This window comes from Sphingomonas sp. RS6, assembly GCF_054489705.1.
In genome coordinates this window covers 39,822-57,489 of the sequence record NZ_JBTMWM010000002.1, presented here as the reverse complement: position 1 = coordinate 57,489, position 17,668 = coordinate 39,822, and the positions used below count along the sequence as shown (strand labels likewise).

Annotated in this window: 23 protein-coding genes and 1 tRNA gene; 3 read left to right on the top strand and 21 right to left on the bottom strand. The window is 70.6% G+C overall.

Translation table 11 applies throughout. The annotated features are described in order from the left end of the window. Positions 1-28: 28 nt before the first annotated feature. Positions 29-793, bottom strand: coding sequence for a DUF1134 domain-containing protein (locus tag ACX40Y_RS05060; RefSeq protein ID WP_459118464.1), 765 nt, complete (start codon positions 791-793; stop codon positions 29-31). A 177-nt stretch (positions 794-970) separates the two neighbouring features. On the opposite strand from ACX40Y_RS05060, the gene ACX40Y_RS05055 reads away from it, so the two are divergent. The 3 genes from ACX40Y_RS05055 to ACX40Y_RS05045 all read left to right on the top strand — a co-directional run bounded on the left by ACX40Y_RS05055 (position 971) and on the right by ACX40Y_RS05045 (position 1,801). After that, positions 971-1,063, top strand: a tRNA-Ser gene (locus ACX40Y_RS05055). A gap of 379 nt (positions 1,064-1,442) precedes the next feature. After that, a complete protein-coding gene (locus ACX40Y_RS05050) occupies positions 1,443-1,583 on the top strand; it encodes a hypothetical protein (protein WP_459118463.1) in 141 nt (46 codons plus the stop codon). Beyond that, the gene (locus tag ACX40Y_RS05045; RefSeq protein WP_459118462.1) at positions 1,580-1,801 is read left to right on the top strand and encodes a hypothetical protein; all 222 of its coding nucleotides are present in this window, start codon (positions 1,580-1,582) and stop codon (positions 1,799-1,801) included. Before ACX40Y_RS05050 ends, ACX40Y_RS05045 begins: the two co-directional genes overlap by 4 nt. A 246-nt stretch (positions 1,802-2,047) precedes the next feature. Here ACX40Y_RS05045 and ACX40Y_RS05040 read toward each other — a convergent pair whose 3' ends face one another. The 20 genes from ACX40Y_RS05040 to ACX40Y_RS04945 all read right to left on the bottom strand — a co-directional run bounded on the left by ACX40Y_RS05040 (position 2,048) and on the right by ACX40Y_RS04945 (position 17,665). Further along, positions 2,048-3,190 (bottom strand): OmpA family protein, encoded by a 1,143-nt coding sequence (locus tag ACX40Y_RS05040; RefSeq protein WP_459118461.1) that lies wholly within the window; start codon positions 3,188-3,190, stop codon positions 2,048-2,050. A gap of 108 nt (positions 3,191-3,298) precedes the next feature. Then, positions 3,299-3,802, bottom strand: coding sequence for a DUF2793 domain-containing protein (locus ACX40Y_RS05035; protein WP_459118460.1), 504 nt, complete (start codon positions 3,800-3,802; stop codon positions 3,299-3,301). Then, the gene (locus ACX40Y_RS05030) at positions 3,799-5,970 is read right to left on the bottom strand and encodes a GTA baseplate fiber-binding domain-containing protein (protein WP_459118459.1); all 2,172 of its coding nucleotides are present in this window, start codon (positions 5,968-5,970) and stop codon (positions 3,799-3,801) included. The genes ACX40Y_RS05035 and ACX40Y_RS05030 overlap by 4 nt, the downstream gene beginning before the upstream one ends. A 1-nt stretch (position 5,971) precedes the next feature. Further along, positions 5,972-6,373, bottom strand: a complete 402-nt coding sequence (locus ACX40Y_RS05025) for a peptidoglycan endopeptidase (RefSeq protein ID WP_459118458.1) — start codon at positions 6,371-6,373, stop codon at positions 5,972-5,974. After that, positions 6,370-7,176 carry a DUF2163 domain-containing protein gene (locus ACX40Y_RS05020; protein WP_459118457.1) on the bottom strand — a complete coding sequence of 269 codons (807 nt, stop codon included), beginning with the start codon at positions 7,174-7,176 and terminating at the stop codon, positions 6,370-6,372. Before ACX40Y_RS05020 ends, ACX40Y_RS05025 begins: the two co-directional genes overlap by 4 nt. Then, a complete protein-coding gene (locus ACX40Y_RS05015; protein WP_459118456.1) occupies positions 7,173-9,431 on the bottom strand; it encodes a DUF2460 domain-containing protein in 2,259 nt (752 codons plus the stop codon). Before ACX40Y_RS05015 ends, ACX40Y_RS05020 begins: the two co-directional genes overlap by 4 nt. Next, positions 9,431-9,994: a tail tape measure protein gene (locus ACX40Y_RS05010; RefSeq protein WP_459118455.1), complete on the bottom strand. Its 564-nt coding sequence runs from the start codon at positions 9,992-9,994 to the stop codon at positions 9,431-9,433. Before ACX40Y_RS05010 ends, ACX40Y_RS05015 begins: the two co-directional genes overlap by 1 nt. Next, complete coding sequence (locus ACX40Y_RS05005; RefSeq protein ID WP_459118454.1) at positions 9,987-10,181, bottom strand: phage tail assembly chaperone; 195 nt, start codon at positions 10,179-10,181, stop codon at positions 9,987-9,989. Before ACX40Y_RS05005 ends, ACX40Y_RS05010 begins: the two co-directional genes overlap by 8 nt. Further along, the gene (locus ACX40Y_RS05000) at positions 10,178-10,501 is read right to left on the bottom strand and encodes a gene transfer agent family protein (protein ID WP_459118453.1); all 324 of its coding nucleotides are present in this window, start codon (positions 10,499-10,501) and stop codon (positions 10,178-10,180) included. The genes ACX40Y_RS05005 and ACX40Y_RS05000 overlap by 4 nt, the downstream gene beginning before the upstream one ends. After that, a complete protein-coding gene (locus ACX40Y_RS04995) occupies positions 10,498-10,905 on the bottom strand; it encodes a phage major tail protein, TP901-1 family (RefSeq protein WP_459118452.1) in 408 nt (135 codons plus the stop codon). Before ACX40Y_RS04995 ends, ACX40Y_RS05000 begins: the two co-directional genes overlap by 4 nt. A 28-nt stretch (positions 10,906-10,933) precedes the next feature. Continuing rightward, a complete protein-coding gene (gp17, locus tag ACX40Y_RS04990) occupies positions 10,934-11,335 on the bottom strand; it encodes a tail completion protein gp17 (protein WP_459118451.1) in 402 nt (133 codons plus the stop codon). After that, positions 11,332-11,538: a hypothetical protein gene (locus tag ACX40Y_RS04985; protein ID WP_459118450.1), complete on the bottom strand. Its 207-nt coding sequence runs from the start codon at positions 11,536-11,538 to the stop codon at positions 11,332-11,334. Before ACX40Y_RS04985 ends, gp17 begins: the two co-directional genes overlap by 4 nt. After that, positions 11,538-12,095: a head-tail connector protein gene (locus ACX40Y_RS04980; protein ID WP_459118449.1), complete on the bottom strand. Its 558-nt coding sequence runs from the start codon at positions 12,093-12,095 to the stop codon at positions 11,538-11,540. Before ACX40Y_RS04980 ends, ACX40Y_RS04985 begins: the two co-directional genes overlap by 1 nt. Positions 12,096-12,188: 93 nt before the next feature. Continuing rightward, positions 12,189-13,217 (bottom strand): phage major capsid protein, encoded by a 1,029-nt coding sequence (locus ACX40Y_RS04975; RefSeq protein ID WP_459118448.1) that lies wholly within the window; start codon positions 13,215-13,217, stop codon positions 12,189-12,191. Positions 13,218-13,238: 21 nt separating this feature from the next. Then, complete coding sequence (locus tag ACX40Y_RS04970; protein WP_459118447.1) at positions 13,239-13,607, bottom strand: HK97 family phage prohead protease; 369 nt, start codon at positions 13,605-13,607, stop codon at positions 13,239-13,241. Then, a complete protein-coding gene (locus ACX40Y_RS04965; RefSeq protein WP_459118446.1) occupies positions 13,604-13,912 on the bottom strand; it encodes a DUF6127 family protein in 309 nt (102 codons plus the stop codon). Before ACX40Y_RS04965 ends, ACX40Y_RS04970 begins: the two co-directional genes overlap by 4 nt. After that, a complete protein-coding gene (locus tag ACX40Y_RS04960) occupies positions 13,909-15,012 on the bottom strand; it encodes a phage portal protein (protein ID WP_459118445.1) in 1,104 nt (367 codons plus the stop codon). The genes ACX40Y_RS04965 and ACX40Y_RS04960 overlap by 4 nt, the downstream gene beginning before the upstream one ends. Before the next feature lie 39 nt (positions 15,013-15,051). Further along, complete coding sequence (locus tag ACX40Y_RS04955) at positions 15,052-15,720, bottom strand: spermine/spermidine synthase domain-containing protein (RefSeq protein WP_459118444.1); 669 nt, start codon at positions 15,718-15,720, stop codon at positions 15,052-15,054. Positions 15,721-16,078: 358 nt separating this feature from the next. Next, positions 16,079-16,369 carry an EF-hand domain-containing protein gene (locus ACX40Y_RS04950; protein ID WP_459118443.1) on the bottom strand — a complete coding sequence of 97 codons (291 nt, stop codon included), beginning with the start codon at positions 16,367-16,369 and terminating at the stop codon, positions 16,079-16,081. Between the two features lie 12 nt (positions 16,370-16,381). Then, positions 16,382-17,665, bottom strand: a complete 1,284-nt coding sequence (locus ACX40Y_RS04945; RefSeq protein ID WP_459118865.1) for a DNA-packaging protein — start codon at positions 17,663-17,665, stop codon at positions 16,382-16,384. Positions 17,666-17,668 lie beyond the last annotated feature (3 nt).

The window sequence follows — 17,668 nt, the reverse complement described above, 5'->3', positions numbered from 1 at the left end:
CGGCCGGTGCTGCCCCGCCGCCCGGCGATCAGAAGGGCAGCCAGCGCTGCTTTTCGCTGAACTTCATATAGCCGGCGTTGACGCCCAGCCGCCAGCCGACGCCCAGCCGCACCGGGATCAGCACGATATCGACGCGGCGCAGATACGAGGCCGAAAAGCCGCCGACCAGATAGGCATGGCCTTCGCCCTGCGGGAAGCGCTTGTACAGGTCCTGCGTGTCGTAAAGATTGTAGACGAGCACGAACACCTTGTTCGCGTCGCCGCCCAGATCAAAGCCGATCGACGGCCCGGTCCAGTAGACCGGCCGCTGGCCCTCGATCTTGTGGAACAGCTCGCCCTTGCCATAGCGCAGGCCGACCCCGATCGCGCCCGATGCCTCGTTGCCGGCGATATAGGCGTTGGGGCGGCCCTGGTCCTTCAGAATGTCCTCGATGATCTTGGCCAGGCCCGACGCGCCCTTGCCGAACACGCCCTCCGCGGCGGCCAGGATGTCGTCCTGCTCGAACGTGTCGGTCGCCTGCTCGCGGATCGCGCTGTTCGTTGCGGCCGCGGCGGGCACCGCCGGTGCCGGCGCGGTCGCCGGCGGCTGCGGGGCATAGGGATCGGGCGCGCTCTGGGCCGGATAGGCCGTCGATTGGTCATAGGGCGCCTCGGCGGGCACGGCCGGCTCGTCCTGGGGCGCTGGCGGTGGCGTGTTCAGATCGGAATCGATTGCCGTATTGGGGTCGATCGTGGTGATCTGCGCCGACGCCGGCACCGCGCCGAACGCCATCGCGGCAACCGCCAAGATCATACCGATGCGCAACCGCATAGCCGAATTCCCAACCCCCTGTGTCATCGCCCCACGCTATGGCCCGGCGCCTGTCGCTGCAATGAACAATGGACAAGGCGAGTCGATTTCGCGGTCGGGCGCCGATCCCCCGTTGATTGCGCGCGCGACCCTCGTTATAGGCCTCGCTCCAGCGCATCCGGAGACGTGGGTGAGTGGCTGAAACCAGCGGTTTGCTAAACCGCCGTAGGGGGATTACTCCTACCGAGGGTTCGAATCCCTCCGTCTCCGCCAAATGCCAGTTCCCAGCGGTTCGCAGCAGTGCACTGGGATTGATAAAATCCGCAGAAAATCGAGGGTATACCCATTCGGCCGTTTCTGACGGTCCGTACGCGTGCGCACCTCACGGGGTATGGAGATGGGGTATCCGACCGCCATGTTGACCGACACCAAATTCGCACCGCGAAGCTGGAGCTGAAGGGCTACAAACTAGCAGAAGCAAATCCGCTCTACATCTACGTGTACCGCGGGGATCGAAGCTCTGGCGGATAAATTCTAATTCGACGGGAAAGAGAAAACCCTCTAACTAGGGCCTTACCCCCTCGTCAGCCTGGTTGCAGCCCGAGAGAAGCGGGACAACGCGCGGCGGTTGCTCGCTGAGCAGAGTGTTACGATGATTGATCCGGAACAATCCCAACTCGACAAGTTCAAGGAAGCCGCCCGCGAGCTAGAGACGGACGACGATCCTGAGCGCTTTAAGGATAGGCTTGCCAAGGTGGTGAAGCATAAGCCGGTGTCGGAGAAGGAGAAATGATACGGCGGCATCTGGCCGCGTTTTTCGCCTTGGCAACGTTGGGCTTTCTCGCTTGGAACATAAGCGACGGTGTGATCTATTTTCACGGCGGTGGTGTAAAGCGCTCAGAGCATCCCGTCTTGTTCTGGATAGAGGCAGCGCTTTTAGCCGCAGCAGCTTTCGCGTTCCTTTATGCGGCTGTCTTCGTGAAGCATAAGCCGGTGGAGAAACCGGAGTAAAAGGACTCAATGCCTATCCGTATTGGGTTAGGCTGCTCCTTGGTGCAGCCTGCATGATCGGTGCTGGTCTCGCTGGCCCCTCCAATCGAATCCTCCAACTGATGCTGGGTGTCATTGGGGTCGGCCTAATCATTCCAATGCGAGCGCCAGAGCAATAGGTTTGCAATCTACATAATCGCCAAAAAGAAAGGGAGGCCGAAACCGGCCTCCCTCCTTTTGATCGATCCTTGCGGGGACCGGTCGGGCTTACATGCCCGAGCCGGGACCGTAGGAGATTTCGACGCGGCGGTTCTGCAGCTCGCGGACGCCGTCGGCGGTCTCGACGCGCGGGCGGCTTTCGCCGAACGCTTCGGTCGTGATCACGCCGTCGGGGATGCCACGGCCGGTCATGTACGCCTTCACCGAGTCAGCGCGACGCTGCGACAGGCCGACATTGTAGCTTGCCGAACCCGAACGGTCGGCGTGGCCAGCCAGCACGACCTTGGTGTTGTCGCAATCGGCATAGTTGCTGATGGCGTTGTCGAGGATGCTCGCGGCTTCCGGCGTGATGTCCGACTTATCCCAGTCGAAGAACACGATGTACGGGCCAGGCGTGCAGACCTTGGCTTCCGGTGCGGGCGGCGGCGCCGGGGTCGGCTCCGGCGTGTAGACCGGGGCGGGCGCAGGCTCAGGCGCAGGGGCCGGCTCGGGTGCCGGAGCCGGAGCACCGAAGTTGTAGGTCACGCCTGCGAGCAGGCTGTGCGACCGGTAACGGCCTTCCCACTGGTTGCCGCCGAGATCGTTGAACTTCGCGTTCGACGCGTTGAAGAAGCGATACTTCAGCGACACATCGATGTTGTTGGTCACCGGTGCGCGAACGCCGGCGATCGCCTGCCACGCGAACACGGTGTCCGAATCGTCGACGGTGTCGGCCGCACCTGCGAAGCGCAGACGGTCCTTGATGCGGGCAACGCCGACGCCGCCGCCGACAAAGCCCTGGATGCCGGTGTCTTCACCGAAGTCGAGCAGGCCGTTGACCATGAACGACAATGCCGAGGTGCTGCCGCTCGAATCCTCGTAACTGCCGGCAATGCCGGTCGCGCCAGCGCCGCTGGCGAGCTGGATCGGCAGACCGATCGAGTTGCGCATGCTGTCGACGCGCGAGCGACGATAGCCGACTTCGGCTTCCGCGCGGAACGGACCGAAGTCATAACCGACGACGCCGTCGACGTCATAGCCGACATGGTTGTTCTGGGTCACCGCATCCTGGCTGGTGCCGACGTCGAAGTGAATGTCCTCCACCAGCATCGCACCGCCTTCGACACCCACGTACCACGCGTCGTCGCGGGCCAGAGCGGGCGTGCTGAGCGCGGTCGTCGCAAGTGCCAAAGTGACGGCAAGCTTCCGCATAATAATCCCCTTTCATGGTCGTCCTTACGGACAGGCCAAACTCACTACTCAAACCAAAGTTTCCACGCAAGCGCACAAATCCGCGGACTGTTGCATGAACGTCACAGGTTATCCAGCTTCGATAAGCCCGTGGGTTCGCAGCATCTGGAGGACCGCTGAAAGCGTGCTTCGCGCTTCGGCATCAACCGTTACGCCCCCATTGGGTTCCGCGATCGCCGGTGCGCGCGCGCCGATGAGCTGCTTTCCCTCGACGATCAGCCGCCCGTGCACCTCGCCCAGCCGCCATGCACCAGCGGCGAACACCGCCCATCCGCCATCGCGGCCGAGCCACGCCCGCATGCCCTCCACCGGCGCGACGAAGCGCCAGCCGCCTTCGGTCCAGCCGGCGATGCAGCCCGCCTGCGACGCCCAGGCGCCGGTCGGCGACGGGCCGACCAACCAGCACTGCCCGGGCAAGGGCGCATCGGGCGGCGTATTGATGTGCGCCGCAACAATGCTCGTGTGCACTGCAATGTCGATGCGCGCCAGCGCTTCGTTGTGCGCCATCTCCTTCTGCGCCTGGCCCGGCTCGATCAGCGGCAGGGCAAGGCGCGGCGTCGGCGATGAGGTCATGCGGTTTCTCCAAGGCTTGGCAGCGATAGCTGTGCGGGTTGCGAAAGGCCCAGCGTGCCGATCTGCCGCACGCGGATCGACAGCGGCAGGGCGCGATCGGCGTTCGGGATCGTTAGCTGCGGCGCATCGGTGACGAGCGTGCGGGTGGCCGCCGGGCTGGCGATCTCGATCGAATAGCGCTCCGCTTCTTCGCCCAGCGGCGCGTCGAGGCCGTCCTGCCACGCCCAGCCGAGCCTGCTGCGGCGGACCCAGCGGACGATCGTCGCATCGCCCGTCGTCACGGCGCTCAGCGCGACCGGCGATGGCGGCACCACCGACACGCCGGACAGCGTGGCGACGATGGCGGGTGCGGCCTCGTCGTCGCCGGGCCCTTGCGCGATCAGCGATATCGACGCGCCGATCGGCGCCGCGATATCGAGCGGCTTCAGCGTGTCGCGCGTGACGAGGACGAAGCGGTCGCCCGGCACCTGCGTCGCGATGGCGTATTCCGTGCCACGCCGCCCCCGCCACAGTTTCGATAGCCGCCAGCGCCCCGCCCCCAGCGGTTCAGCGCGGCCGAATTGGAGCAGCTCGTCCCCCACCATCGCCAGGTTCGCGCCGGCATCGATCGCCGCCGAGTCGGCATTGGTCAGCATCATCTCGTCATTGGCGACGGTGATCTCGATCCGGTTGATCCGGTCGATCAGCGCCGCGCGCGCGGGGCCGGGCGGCACCACCACCTGCCCGATCACCGCCGGATAGGCGGTCCGCCCGCCGTCGCGCCAGCTGGCGCCGCCATCGATGCTGTAGAGCAGCGCGGCGCTGCGCCACGCCGCGCCGGTGCCCGCGGCGGCGGCCACCAGCTGCGGCGCGCTCGCGGGCGCGGTATCGATCGCCGGCAACTCGAAGATCGTCGCTACCGTCCGCCCCTGCACCCGGTCGTCCGCCGCCAGCGATCGGCCGCCGCTCGCCGGCCCCGGCAGCGCCGCGGCGGCGATCCGCACGCAATCGAGCCGGATCGCCATCCGCTCGAACGCCCAGCGCTCGACGCGCCAGCTGCCCGGCACACCGGCGATGGCGATCCGTTCGCCCGGGCGCACCGTCATCGCATCCCAGCCCAGCCGCACGGTGCGCGTCTCGCGCTCGGCACTCGCACGGGCAAGCGCATTGCGCGCCATCGTCCGCGCGCTCGCGGCGTCGATCGCGACGGCCAACTCGATCCGCGTCTCGCGCCCGCCCGCACCCGCTCGCGCCGCCCGCTGCAGCCCCGCCTGATAGTCGCGCGCCGGATCATAATGGCCGATGCAGACGGCGCGCGGCGTCGCGTCCTCGGCGGCGATCGCCCGGGCGGCGCGCGCACCCCCGCGTCCCTCCGCCTCGGCGCCCACGTCGGCGAGCGTCACCGTGCTGCCGCCGCCGCACATCAGCCGCTGCCCGGCCCCATCGCTCGTCAACCACGCCCCCGCCGCCTGACGCAACCCCTCGATCGCGCCCTGCACGCTCTCGCCGGAGGCGGAAAAGCCACCCACCACCCCCAGCGCCTCGCCCCCTGCCAGCTCGGGCGCCAGATCGCCGACGATCGCCTCGATCGCCACCGGCGCCGCATCCGCCGTCACCTCGAAGGTCAGCTGCGGGATGCGATTGCCATAATCGGCCAGTTCCATCCCCTCGAACACCGCATAGGCGCAGCCGCGATGCGCCGGCGTCGTCGCCGCGCCTTCGATCGAGGCGATCAGCGGGTCGGGCGCCTGGTCCTCGCTGCCCCGGTACAGCCGGTATCCGGTGCGCGTCTTGAAGTCGCCGGCCGCGCCGCGCAGCAGCTTGCCGTCGGCCCAGATCCGCCCCACGCCCAGGATCGGCCGCGACGAAAGCGCCACCGCGAACGACGCACTATAACTATAGCTGGTCGTCGAAGGCTGCCCCTTGCCCCCGCCCTGCGTCGAGCGGTGCTCGATCAGGTCGGTCGCCCAGATCACGCAGCCGGCGACGCGCATCGTCCCGAACAGCCGGGGCAGCGGCGTGCCATAGGCGGAGGTCTGCACGCGCAGGTCGCTCAGCCGCGCGCCCTCGCGCCCCTTCGGCCTGAACAGGACTTGCCGGTCGATCGTGTTGCCGATCAGCGCGCCCACCGATGCGCCCAGCGGCCCGCCGATCAGCCCGCCGGCCACCGTCAATACCATCGTCGCCATGTCAGTCCTTCCCTTGCCAGCGCCACCGGCCGATCACCGGCCAGGGCGGCACGCCCGGTCGCTCGACCACGCGCCGCGCGATCAGGTCGGCATGGACGATCCCGTCCTCGGCCTGCACCGCCAGGTGGAGCTGCCCCGGCCCGCTGCGATACAGCAGCACGTCGCCCGGCCGCGCGGCCTCGACGGCAACCAGCCCCGCCGCCGCCAGCGCCGCCGCCACCTGCGCCGCATCGCCCGAATGCAGCGGATAGTCGTCGGGCACCGCGCCCTGCCGCCCCGCGCCCGCCAGCGCCAGCGCGACCAGCCCGACACAATCGACGCCCGCCGCGGCATCGCGCCCATGCGGCCGAAACCGCACCCCGATCATCGCCCGCGCCGCCGCAAGCACCGCCGCCCCGCTCATCCGCCCGGATACCGCGTCAGCAAATCGGTGCCCGGCAGCCAGGGCTCGCCACGGAAATTCACCGCATTGGCAAAGCGTCCCGCACAGCTCTCGATTCGCTTGTCACACCCCTCGATCAGCTCGATCAGCGCGCCGCTGCCGTCGAACCGGGGCGGTACGGCGAGCGTCACCCGCACCCCGTCCGAGGCGGCGATCGCATCCTCCAACCCCGAATTGCCCCCGCCGAACCAGCGCAGCCGCCCGTCGCCATAGGCATTGGCCTCCGGCTCGGCGGCGTCGAGCGTCAGCACCGAGCCGTCCACCGCCACCACCCGCGCGAACCGCCGCCGCCCCGCCATCGCCACGCGGCACCGCCGGTCGCCCAGCTCGGCGCGGCAGCCGGGCGAGGTCTCCTCCGTCACCGGCCGGTCGAGCGCGGCGGTCGCCCCGCGCAACTCGGCGGTGATCGCGCCGTCGCTCGTCTCGATACGCCCGATCGTCCCTTCGGCCAGCGCGATGCCGGCATCGGGCGCGGTCCAGTCGACCGCGAAGATCGCCACCCGCGCCCCGTCCCACCGCCCGGCAAGCAGATCGCGCTCGTCGATAGCCTCGCTGGTCAGCGCGCCTTCGACGTCCATGCTGTCGGCCTCGAGCGTGGCGCTGCGCTCGATCGCGCTCGGCGTCATCCCCGGCGCCGCGCGATAGGGCACACCGCCGATCACCAGGTCGCGATCATGCGCGGTCAGCCCGATCGTCACGCCGTCGCGCCGCTCGATCCGCCAGCACAAGGCGATCGTCGTCAGCGGTCCTTGCGGCCCGTTCATTCGCGGATCTCCACCAGCGGCACCGACGGCGCGGCGCCGGCCAGGAACGTCGCCCGGCTCACCCGCAACTGGTCCTCGGCAAAGCGCACCGGCACGTCGAACACGAACGATGCGCTCACCCGCACCCCCGCCGTCGGCGCCACATCGAGCGTCACCACCCCGCCCTCGCCCAGTGTGAACGCCGCCGTCGCCACCCCGTCGAGCGCGAGGCTCACCGTTCCCGCAACCGGCCGGGTAATCCGCCGCACCGCCTCGCCATAATGCTTCACCAGCTGAAACCGCCGGGTCGTGCCGTCGCCGGTACCGATCGGCACGTCGCGCGCGTCATGGTCGAACGGGTCACGCAGGCGAAAGCCACGCGCCGCCCCCATTCTCGCGCGAAAAAAGTGCAGCAATTCGGCGATGTCCGCCTCCGATCGCACGCCGGGGCCGACATCATAATGCGTCCGCGCCTCGGCCCATTCGGCATTGCGCCGCTCGGCCCCGCCCGCGCTCGTCACGATCGCGGTGGACAGTTCGGGCGCCACCTCCGCCTCGCGCCCCAGCGCGATCGGAAACGCCACGTCATCGAAAGGCGTCATCGCCGGCTCCTGGTCGAAATGAATGAATCCGTCGCGCATCACCTGCGGGATCGCCCAGACGAATGTCGCCGCAACGCCCCGCGCGCGCCCCGCCTCGGCCGCCTGGTCGATGGCCTGCCATTGCAGCCGGTCCTCGGGGCGCAGCACAAAGCCCGACAGATAATGCTGGCGCGCCCGCGCATAGCCCAGCCGCGCCTCGGCGGCGGCGAGCGCCTGCTCCGATGCGGCGGCATTGCCCGCCGCCGCCCAGTCATAATCCTCGAGTTGCAGCACATCGAACGCCGGCCATGCCCAGCCCAGGGGCAGGTTGGCGCGCTTCAGCTCGGGCATCGCCGGGTCGAGCACGGTGGGCAGATAGGCGAGCAGCATCACCACCGCGCCCGGCGCCTGCGCCTTCACCGCATCGCGCAGCGCCAGTGTCGATGCCGCGAGCAACGCCCCCGCCGCGTCGAGCACCGTCGGATCGACGCGCCCGCGCAGATTCTGTTCGCGCGGCTCGCCCAGCGCCGTGCGCGCCGCCGCGTCATGGATGCACAGCCGCCCATCGGCCATCACCCACCACCACGGCTCGCCCACCTGGAACTTCACCGCCAGCCCCGCGTCCTCGGCGATCGCGACGAACGCCAGCGCCACCGCGCGCAGATAGGCCATCGCCCCGGCATGGGCGGGGGAGAGCAAGGTCGATGGCGGTTCCCACCCGGTCAGCGCCGGGCTGCCATCGGCGGCGCACTGCTTCCAGTCGCCCCAGCAATGCGCGTCGAACAGCTCATAGCTGAGTGACCAGATCACGCCGTAGCCCAGCGCCTTGGCCCGTCGGGCAAAGTCGCCATGCCACGCCGCGCAGGGCACGTTGAGCACGCCGCCGGCAAGGCTGACGTAAAAGCCGCCGCCATTGGCTTCGAGCCGGAAATAATGGCTCATGCCGACATAATGGAGGATGTCGCCGCGATAGCCGAGGTGCAGCATGTTGCGCAGCAATCGCGCCGGCGTCAGGTTATAGCTGTCGTCATAGCCGCTGGCGATGCTCAGCCCATGTTCGGGCAGCACGGCCTCGCCGATCGCCAGCACCGATCCCGGCCCGCCGCACGCAATCTCGCTCAGTTCGACCCAGGCCTCGACCGGCGCCGCCAGCGCGCTCGCATCATCGGCGGCATAGCCCGGCGGCACCAGCGAGACGAACATCCGGTCGACATCGCCCGCCCACACCGGGTCCGCCTCGCCCGGCAGCATGAAGCCGCCGTCGATCGCGGCGAAATCGAGCACGATCCGCGCGTCGCCGGGCGTGCCCTCGGCATAGTTCCACAGCCGCACATACCAGGCGCGCGGAACGCCCGCGGCATCGCGCCCCTCGATCGTCAGCACCGGGCCGTTGACCGCGTCGAGCGCGACCACGCCCGAGGATCGCCAGCGAAAGCGCAAGGTGCAGTCGCGAAAATCGCGCCGCGTTTCATAGGCGAGCAGCGGATGATCGTGCCGGTCCTCGGCCTCCCAGATCAGCCCCGCCAGGTCGCCGCGCCGCTGGAACACCAGCTCGACGCGCAGCGCATCGGGCGCGGTGGTGACGACGCTGGCCATCATCGGCCGGGGGAAATTGACGGTCCAATAAGCGGGGTCGAACCGCGACAGCACGCCCTCCGCCTGCCCGCGCCGCGCGGCGGCCAGCCACCAGCCCATCAGTCGAGCCCGGCCAGCGCGGCGCGGACCGCGCGCGCCACCTGCCGGCTCGATTGCGCCAGTGCGCGCGGCGCCTCGCCCGCCTGCGCGTTGACGGTGATCGCCACGCGCACGTCGCGCCCGCCTGCAGGCGCAGCGTTCGGCGCCACCTGTCCCGCACTGGTCGGCACGAACAATTCCGGCCCGCGCTCGCCCACCCGATAGGCACGGCCGGGGCTCACCGGCCCGCCCGTCGCACGACCCGGCAGCCCCAGCAGCCCACCGATCAGCCCGGTCAACAGCCCGGTGCCGCCGCTCGCGCCGCCCAGCGACGGGATGGCGATGCCCAGCGCCGCGCGGGCAATCTCGTCCATCACCCCCAGCGCGGCACCGCGCAGATCGTCAAAGCCCAGCTTGCCGGTTCGCACGGCGCGCAGCAGCGATGTTTCCACCGCCCGCCCGGCGCGGTCGACACCCGCCTCGAACGGGCCTTCCAGCGATGCGCGCATCGCATCGACGTCGCGGGCGAAGCTCGCGGTATCGGCACGCACCGAAACCACCAGCCGCTCGATTTCCTCATCCATCGGGGAATTGCTCCTGCAATCGCGCCAGCAGCGCCGCGTCGGGCGGCGCGGCGACATCGCCTGCCGCCGCCTGCGCCAGCGCCGCCAGCTCGGCGGGGGTCGCCCGCCAGAAAATCTCCGGGGTCCATCCGAACGCCAGACCCGCCGCGCCCGCCAGTTGCGCGGCGCGCTCGGCAAAACCGGTCATCGCCCGGCCAGGATCTGGCCGATCAGCACCTTCAGCGCCGGGGTCGCCGCCGCGAGGCCTGCCTGCGTCACGCCCTCTGCGAAATCGGCACGGCTCAGCGCCGGTGGTGGCGCCTTCAGGCAATGCCAGAACAGCGCGATCATCTCGCCCAGCCCCAGCCGCCCCGCCGCCGCGCGCTCGACCAGCGCAAACAGCGATCCCACTTCCTGTTCGGCCGCCACCAGCGCCTCGAAACTCGGGCGCAGCGCCAGCATCGTGCCGCCCACCCGCAGCATCGCCTCGCCGCGGGCCGGGTTGGCACCCGGTTCGGCGCCGCTCATGCGCTCACCACCGGGCCGGAGCTTTCCAGGCTCAGCGTGTAGCTGCGCTCGCCGTTGAAATCGCCGGCATAGTCGAGCCGCGTGACCAGGAACTTGCCCGTCATCGTCTCGCCGCTCTCGAAGCTCAGCCGGTAATCGTCGAGCACGCCGGCCAGCGCATTGGCCTTCAGCCGTGTCTCGGCCGCCGATCCGGTGAACACGCCCGCGCCGGAGACGCTCACCGATCGCACGCCCGCGCCCGACAGCAATTCGCGCCAGCCGCCCGAATCTTTGCTGGTGATCGTCACCGCCTCGCCATTGACCGAAAGCTGTGTCGTGCGCAGCCCGGCCACCGTCGCGAACGTCACCGGGGTGCCGCCATTGCCCACCTTGAGCAGGAACGCGCTGCCCTTTTCCGCCGCCATGTCCATTCTCCTTGATCGTTGGGAAACGTCACGCCTCGCGCAGCATCCGCGCGCGATGCTCGATGATCGCGGTCAGCCGGTTGTCGCCCTCGGCGACGATCCGGCTGCGCAGCGGCACGAGGCTCGCGATCCGCCAATTGTCGCCGATCGCGCGCGGCATCGCCGCCAGCGCCGCCTCGATCTCGCCCACCAGCCGGCGGGCGCGCTCGCGCCGCTCGCCGCTGTCGCGCAGCAGGATCGTCAGCCGCGCCTCGCGCCCCGGCTGGTCCTTGGTGCCCCAGTCGGTCAGCAGCGGCTCGTCGATCAGCACGAACGGCCGTGCCGCGCGCAGCGGCGGCGCCTCGAACACATGGGTGACGACGCCGGCGATCGGGGCGTGGCTGCGCAGCGCGTCGGCCAGCGCCGCCATCAGGGCCGCATACGGGTTCATCGCAGCAGCCCTCCCGTCCAGCGCAGCATCGGCTCGGCCAGCCAGCGCCGCCACAGCCCGCGCCCGACGATCGTCACGCCCGCCTCGCCGGCCTCGATATCGAGATCGGGAAATTCGGCCGCCAGCCGCTCGCCCAGCCGCGCCGCCGCGTCGGCCGCGCGCCGTTCGCCGGCATCGCGCCCGCGCGCGATCAGTCGCGCCATCATGCGCAGCGCTCCGCCGGCGCCAGCCGCAGCCGCCGCCACGGGCGCCACAGCGCCGCCACGGCAGCGGGCGGCGCCGCGCCGTCGACGCGCGCCTCGAAACAATGGGCGGCAAGCGCAACCGCCCCGCTGGTCAGCGGCGCGGGCACCCCCGCCCAGTCGCTCGCCGTACCGGCGACAAAGGTGACACGCACCCGTCCGGGCGGCACCACGCCGCCGGCCAGCCGTACCCAGCCGTCGCCGCGCGCGTCGATGTCGATCGCATAGGCCGTCACCGGCAGCAGCGTCGCGGTGCCGGCGGCATCGACCGCCTCGACCAGCGTGATCGCCGTGACCGGCGTCGCCGGCAGTCGCTGCCAGCCGGGCGCGCGCGGCAGCATCGCGCGCCATTGCCTCGCGATCCAGGCGGTGCCGGTAAAGGCCTCGCCGATCGCCAGCGCGGTCGTCAGGGCGGCGTCGATCGCCTCGTCGTCGGCGGCGCCCTCGATGCGCAGATGCGCCTTGGTCGCGGCGCGGCCGGCATCGATCGCCGCCACCGGAAAGGGTGGTGCGTCCATCTATCATTCTCCAGTTGCAGGTCAGGGCAGGCGCGGGGCCGGTGCCCCTTCCCGGCTGCCGGGAAGGCCAGCGGGAAGGGGCGTTGGCCGCGCTCAGCTCGCTGCGAACTTGAGCAGCTTGATCGCCTCCGAATTGGCCACCATGCCGCCCACCCGCTTGGTCGCGTAGAAATGGACGTAGGGCTTGTTCGAATAGGGATCGCGCAGCAGCTGCGTCTCGCCGCGCTCGGCGATCAGATAGCCTGCGCGGAAATTGCCGAACGCGATCGACAGGCTGTTGGCGGCGATGTCGGGCATGTCCTCGGCCTCGACCACCGGGTAGCCCAGCAGCGTCGCGGGCTGGCCGGCGGTCAGCCCCGGCTGCCACAGCATCTGCCCGTCGGTCGATTTGAACTTGCGAATCTTGGCCAGCGTCGCCGAATTCATCACCCAGCTCGCCCCCTGGCGATAGGGTGCCCGCAGCGCCTGCACCAGGTCGATCAGCTTCTCCTCGGGGTTGGCGGCAAAGGCCCCCGCCGCGCCGCTCGCCAGATATTGCAGCGTGCCGAATGCGCGCGTCGCATCGGTCGTCGTCGCGGTGGGCGATGCCAGAAAGCCCTTGGGCTTGTTCGTGCCGTTGCCGTTCACGAACGCCGCGCCCTCGGCCACCGCGAATTCGCGCGCGATCTCGTCGGCCAGCCAGCCCTCGACGTCGAACGCCGCATCATCGAGCATCGCCTGGCTCGCCGCCGGATTGGCATAGAGTTCGCCCGAAGGCGGCGCGATCTCGTTGAAGGTCGGCGTCGCCGTCATCGGCCGCGCCGCCGTCTCCGCCGCCCAGCCGCTCTCGAAGCCGCTGCTCGTCACCAGCTTGCGATAGCCGCTCGTCCCCACCTTCACCACATTGGCGATCGCGCGGATCGGCGAGATCGCCTTCAGCGTCGCGTCGATCTGCGCGTCGATCTCGCGCGGCACGGCATAGCCGCCCTCGCCGCCGGTCGTGCCGGCCAGCGCCTTGGTCTCCACGCCGCCGCGCACATAGCCGTCGAACGCCGCACTCGCCGCCGGGCGCCCGCCCGCCAGCACCGGCCGCACCGGCGGCAGCGTCACCTGGTCGAAGCTCGTTTCCATCTCGTCCATCATCGTCTCCCATGTGAAAGAAGTTCAGCCGAGCGCGTGGATCCGCGCCAGCGGCTGCATCGGCTCGGCCACCAGGCTCACCTCGATCAGCCGCAGCGCGGTCAGCTCGCGCAGCCGCCCGGCGCGCGCCGCCTCGACCCGGTATCCGAACGAAAGCCCGCGCACCGCGCCCGCCGTCACCAGCGCCGCCAGCCGCGCATCCTCGACCCGCCCGATCACGCGCAGCCCGCGCGCATCCTCGCCGATCGCCTCGATCGCCCCGACCGGCGCACCCCGGTGCTGCCACAGCAGCGGCACCGCGCCGACGCGCCCGAACGCGCCCGGCCGCACCACGTCGCCGCCGCGATCGGCGCGGTCGAACACCGCGGCATAGCCCGCGAAGCGCACGCTCATTTGAGCCAGCCCGGAAAGCCCAACCGCATCGCCAGCGCCACCAGCACCAGCGCCGCGATCATCCGCCCGATCCACTGCACCACTGCCTTGACCGCGGATTTCTTCGCGTCGCGCCAAGCCCCCAGCAGCTCGCGCAGCTCGGCCATGTCCTTGGCGGCATGCGGATCGTCGAGCCCCAGCCGCGCCATCGCCCGCGCCGCGCCCAGCTCGCCCGCTTCCTCGGCGATCGCGCGCAGCGTCGTCCGCCCCGCGCCCTCGGCCTCGGCCTGCTCGATCAGCTGCGCCAGCATCGTGCCCTCGGTCATGGCTTCACCCCCAGCATCGCGCGCTTTTCGTCGTCGCTCAGGAACCCGGCATCGGCCACCTGACGCCACAGCCGCTCGCGGTCCTCGGCCAGCGCCGTCACCCGGTCGACATCCACCGCCAGCCGCGCCCCCGGGAACCAGCCCGCCAGCCCCTGCGCCAGCCCGCCCAGCAGGTGCTCGGCCATCGGCAGGATCGCCAGCCGCCACAGCGCGCGATTGGCCTCGCGGTAATTGGCGTAGGCCGCGTCGCCCGGCAGCCCGAGCAGCATCGGCGGCACGCCGAACGCCAGCGCGATCTCGCGCGCCGCCGCCGCCTTCAGCCCGACGAAATCCATGTCGGCGGGCGTCAGGCTCATCGCCTGCCAGCGGAGCCCGCCTTCGAGCAGCATCGGCCGCCCGGCATTGGCGGCGCCGGCGAACCCGGCCTCCATCTCGGCCTTCAGCCGCGCGAACTGGTCGGGCGCCAGCGCCGATCCGTCGCCGGGATCATAGACCAGCGCCCCGCTCGGCCGCGCCGCATTGTCGAGCAGCGCCTTGTTCCAGCGCGTCGCCGCATTGTGGATCGCGATCGCCCCCGCCGCGCCTTCCAGGCAGCCGAGCCCGTAATGATCGTCGGCGGGGTGGAACGCGCGCAGATGCACGATCTCGGGCCGCCCGCCATCATCGGCCGCCAGCCGCGTCACATGCTCGCCCACCCGGTAGCGATAGGCGACCGGCCAGCCGCCCGCATCGGGCTCGACGCTCACCCGCTCCGGCCGCAGCGCATAGAGCGACCGGACCGTGCCGCCCTCGTCGCTGACCAGCTGGACATAGCCGTTGCCGTGCAGCAGCAGCTGCGCCGCCAGCGTCTCCAGCAGCCGCTGCCCGCCCGATCGCGCCGCCACCAGCGCCACCAGCGCCGGGTCCGATCCGGTCAGCGGCGCGCCGCCCACCCCTTCCGCGATCAGCCGCACCGCGCGCTGCGCCACCGGATTGTTGCAATAACCGTCGCGCAGCTGCGCCTCGTAACCGCGCGGCCAATCGCCCAGCCCGCTCCATCCGGCGCGCGCCAGCGCCGGCCGCGCGGCATCGCGCGCGGCCTTGCGTCCGAACCATTTCATTCGCTGTCTCCTGCTGCCGCCCCCGGCGGCGCCGGAGGGCTATCTCATGCTGGCAAACCAGATCACGTGGCGCGGCCCCTTGCCGTTCGCCCGCGCACGCACCGCCACTTCCTCCACGCGGAAGCCGGCATCGCGCAGCCGCCGCGCAAACGCCGGGTCGGGCGCCGCCGACCACACCGCCAGGATGCCGCCGGGCTTCAGCGCCGCGCGCGCCGCCGCCAGCCCGGCCATCGAATAAAGCCCGTCATTGCCCTCGCGGGTCAGCCCGTCGGGGCCGTTGTCGACATCGAGCAGGATCGCATCATACGTCCCCCGCCCGGCGGCGATCACCGCGCCGACATCGTCCTCGATCACCCGCACGCGCGGATCGTCGAGGCAGCCGGCGGCCAGCTCGGCCATCGGCCCGCGCGCCCATTGGATGATCTTGGGCACCAGTTCGGCCACCGTCACCCGCGCCGCGCCGCCCAGCATCGCCAGCGCCGCGCGCAGCGTGAAGCCCATGCCATAGCCGCCGATCAGCACATGCGGCTGCGCCTTGCCCAGCCGCTCCAGCGCCATTTCCGCCAGCGCCACTTCCGAACCGCTCATCCGGCTGTTCATCAGCTCGTTGCGTTCGAGCACGATCATGAAATCGTCGCCGCGACGAAACAGTCGCAGCGGCGGGCCGCCGGGAACCTCGGCGGTATCGATCAGCTCGCGGGGGGTCATGCGCTCTCCTGTGCCATTCCCCCGCCCCTATCGGGAACCGCCCGCCCCCGAAAGGGCGCACGGATCGACATTCACGCGAAGCCCCGACAATCCGCCCCTGCAAGCCAGCGCCATCGCATATGCGCCGAAGTCCCCCTCACCCTTCCGCCGCTTCGCGGCTCCCTCCCTCTCCCACAAGGGGAGAGGGAGAAATGGCGCAAATTTCCCTCTCCCCTTGTGGGAGAGGGAAGGGGCCCGCCGCCGCAGGCGGTGGGAAGGGTGAGGGGGACAGGGGGCAAATGCGATCGCGGTCACAAGCAGGGGAAGGAATGTCGATGAACATCGATCCGCTCCAACGATGAACCCAGGGTTCACCCCCCTACGGCACCACCTGCGCCGCCTCACCCGCCACCGCGCCCGAGGCGCACAGCAACGCCGTCGCCATTTCCGCCCGCGTCAGCCAGCCATCGGCGTCGATATCGGCACAGGCGAACGCCGTCCTCGGCGGCGCCAACGCCTCGTCCAGGCTCAGCCGCCCGTCGCCGTCGCTGTCGGGTGCCGAAAGCACCACCGCATAGCCCGCCGTCACCGCCACGCTGCCACCCAGCCGCGTATCGCGCGCGCACGCGCCCACCAGCAGGGCAAGCCCTGCCGCGATCAAGCTCCGCATCCTGTTTCTCCTTCAGAGTTCCCGGATCGCCGCGCGGCCCCGCCGCGTCAGCATCAATTCGGTCATCGCCCACACCATCGCGTCGGCGCGGTCGGGGGATTGCCCCGGCCCCTGATAGCCGCCCTGCACCTGCAATCCGGCCAGTTCGTCCTCGAGCATCGGAAAGCGGCCCGCGAACCATGCCCGCCCCGCCTCGAACAGCAGCGCCACCGGCTCGGCGCGCGCCACCTTGCCGCGGCTGGCATGCACCATGCGCAGCGGCAGGCCGCGTTCGGCCGCGCGCAGCACGCTTTCCACCATCGCCCCGCCCTGGTTCTTCTCGGCGACGACGCAGGCCGCGCCGTGCCGCGCCGCGCACGCCGCCACCGCATTGGCCCAGCCCTCGGGGCTCAGCCCCTGCACGCTGGCATCGTCGATCACATGGGCATGCCCCTCGCGCCCCAGCGCCACCGCGACGATGCCGCACGCATCGCCATCGGTCCCCGCCGGCGGATCGACGCCCACCACCACGCGCACCAGCTCGCCCGGCGGCGCGCCGCGACACCGCTCGATCAGCGCGCGCGGCCACAGCGCGCCCGCGACATCCTCGATCATCTCGCCGTCCAGTTCCTGCCGCCCCAGCCTTGTGTCGGCATAATCGGCGAGCATCGCCGCGACGAAGCTGTCGGGCAGATGCGGATTGTCCCGCGTCCGCCCCACCGTCTCGTGCACGTCCGGCATCGCGCGCACCCGCCGCATCAGCGTCACCGGGCGCGGCGTCGTCGTCACCACCACGCGCGGCCGCGCGCCCTGGCGCAGCCCCATCATCAGATTGTCCCACGCCGCATCGCCGACGCGCGCCGGCCATTTCGCCAGCTCGTCGCACCAGGCAAAGCCATGTTCCGGCCCGCGCAGCTTTTCGGGTGTCTCGGCCGAATAGACGATCGCCCGCGCACCGGTCGGGAAATCGATTTCCCCAAGCGTCGCGCGCCACAGCAGCGCCTCGTCGTCGCGCGCCGCTGCCAACAGGCCCGACGGCCCCTCGATCATCACCCGGCGCACCTCGTCGATCGTCGCGCCCACCAGCGCGATCCGCGCGCCCGCATGGCTGCGCGCCATCTGCATCACCCATTCGGCGCCGGCGCGCGTCTTGCCAAAGCCGCGCCCGGCGCGGATCAACCAGATCCGCCAGTCGCCCTCGGGCCAGAACTGGCCGTCATGCGCCCAGCGCGACCACCATTCGTTGAAGAAGCGCAGATGCGCCTCGGGCATTTCGCGCACCAGCTTGGCACGCTCCTTCGCCGGCAGCCGCGCCATCCG

Coding starts and splice junctions, on each gene's coding strand:
- ACX40Y_RS05025 (WP_459118458.1), bottom strand. CDS start 6,373: ATGAGCGGGGCGGCGGTGCTTGCGGCGGCGCGGGCGATGATCGGGGTG.
- ACX40Y_RS05050 (WP_459118463.1), top strand. CDS start 1,443: ATGATTGATCCGGAACAATCCCAACTCGACAAGTTCAAGGAAGCCGCC.
- ACX40Y_RS04980 (WP_459118449.1), bottom strand. CDS start 12,095: ATGGACGCACCACCCTTTCCGGTGGCGGCGATCGATGCCGGCCGCGCC.
- ACX40Y_RS05000 (WP_459118453.1), bottom strand. CDS start 10,501: ATGAGCGGCGCCGAACCGGGTGCCAACCCGGCCCGCGGCGAGGCGATG.
- ACX40Y_RS04970 (WP_459118447.1), bottom strand. CDS start 13,607: ATGAGCGTGCGCTTCGCGGGCTATGCCGCGGTGTTCGACCGCGCCGAT.
- ACX40Y_RS04995 (WP_459118452.1), bottom strand. CDS start 10,905: ATGGCGGCGGAAAAGGGCAGCGCGTTCCTGCTCAAGGTGGGCAATGGC.
- gp17 (WP_459118451.1), bottom strand. CDS start 11,335: ATGAACCCGTATGCGGCCCTGATGGCGGCGCTGGCCGACGCGCTGCGC.
- ACX40Y_RS04950 (WP_459118443.1), bottom strand. CDS start 16,369: ATGCGGAGCTTGATCGCGGCAGGGCTTGCCCTGCTGGTGGGCGCGTGC.
- ACX40Y_RS05040 (WP_459118461.1), bottom strand. CDS start 3,190: ATGCGGAAGCTTGCCGTCACTTTGGCACTTGCGACGACCGCGCTCAGC.
- ACX40Y_RS05005 (WP_459118454.1), bottom strand. CDS start 10,181: ATGACCGGTTTTGCCGAGCGCGCCGCGCAACTGGCGGGCGCGGCGGGT.
- ACX40Y_RS04955 (WP_459118444.1), bottom strand. CDS start 15,720: ATGACCCCCCGCGAGCTGATCGATACCGCCGAGGTTCCCGGCGGCCCG.
- ACX40Y_RS04965 (WP_459118446.1), bottom strand. CDS start 13,912: ATGACCGAGGGCACGATGCTGGCGCAGCTGATCGAGCAGGCCGAGGCC.
- ACX40Y_RS05060 (WP_459118464.1), bottom strand. CDS start 793: ATGATCTTGGCGGTTGCCGCGATGGCGTTCGGCGCGGTGCCGGCGTCG.
- ACX40Y_RS05035 (WP_459118460.1), bottom strand. CDS start 3,802: ATGACCTCATCGCCGACGCCGCGCCTTGCCCTGCCGCTGATCGAGCCG.
- ACX40Y_RS04960 (WP_459118445.1), bottom strand. CDS start 15,012: ATGAAATGGTTCGGACGCAAGGCCGCGCGCGATGCCGCGCGGCCGGCG.
- ACX40Y_RS05015 (WP_459118456.1), bottom strand. CDS start 9,431: ATGGGCTGGTGGCTGGCCGCCGCGCGGCGCGGGCAGGCGGAGGGCGTG.
- ACX40Y_RS05030 (WP_459118459.1), bottom strand. CDS start 5,970: ATGGCGACGATGGTATTGACGGTGGCCGGCGGGCTGATCGGCGGGCCG.
- ACX40Y_RS04985 (WP_459118450.1), bottom strand. CDS start 11,538: ATGGCGCGACTGATCGCGCGCGGGCGCGATGCCGGCGAACGGCGCGCG.
- ACX40Y_RS05010 (WP_459118455.1), bottom strand. CDS start 9,994: ATGGATGAGGAAATCGAGCGGCTGGTGGTTTCGGTGCGTGCCGATACC.
- ACX40Y_RS05045 (WP_459118462.1), top strand. CDS start 1,580: ATGATACGGCGGCATCTGGCCGCGTTTTTCGCCTTGGCAACGTTGGGC.
- ACX40Y_RS04945 (WP_459118865.1), bottom strand. CDS start 17,665: ATGGCGCGGCTGCCGGCGAAGGAGCGTGCCAAGCTGGTGCGCGAAATG.
- ACX40Y_RS05020 (WP_459118457.1), bottom strand. CDS start 7,176: ATGAACGGGCCGCAAGGACCGCTGACGACGATCGCCTTGTGCTGGCGG.
- ACX40Y_RS04975 (WP_459118448.1), bottom strand. CDS start 13,217: ATGATGGACGAGATGGAAACGAGCTTCGACCAGGTGACGCTGCCGCCG.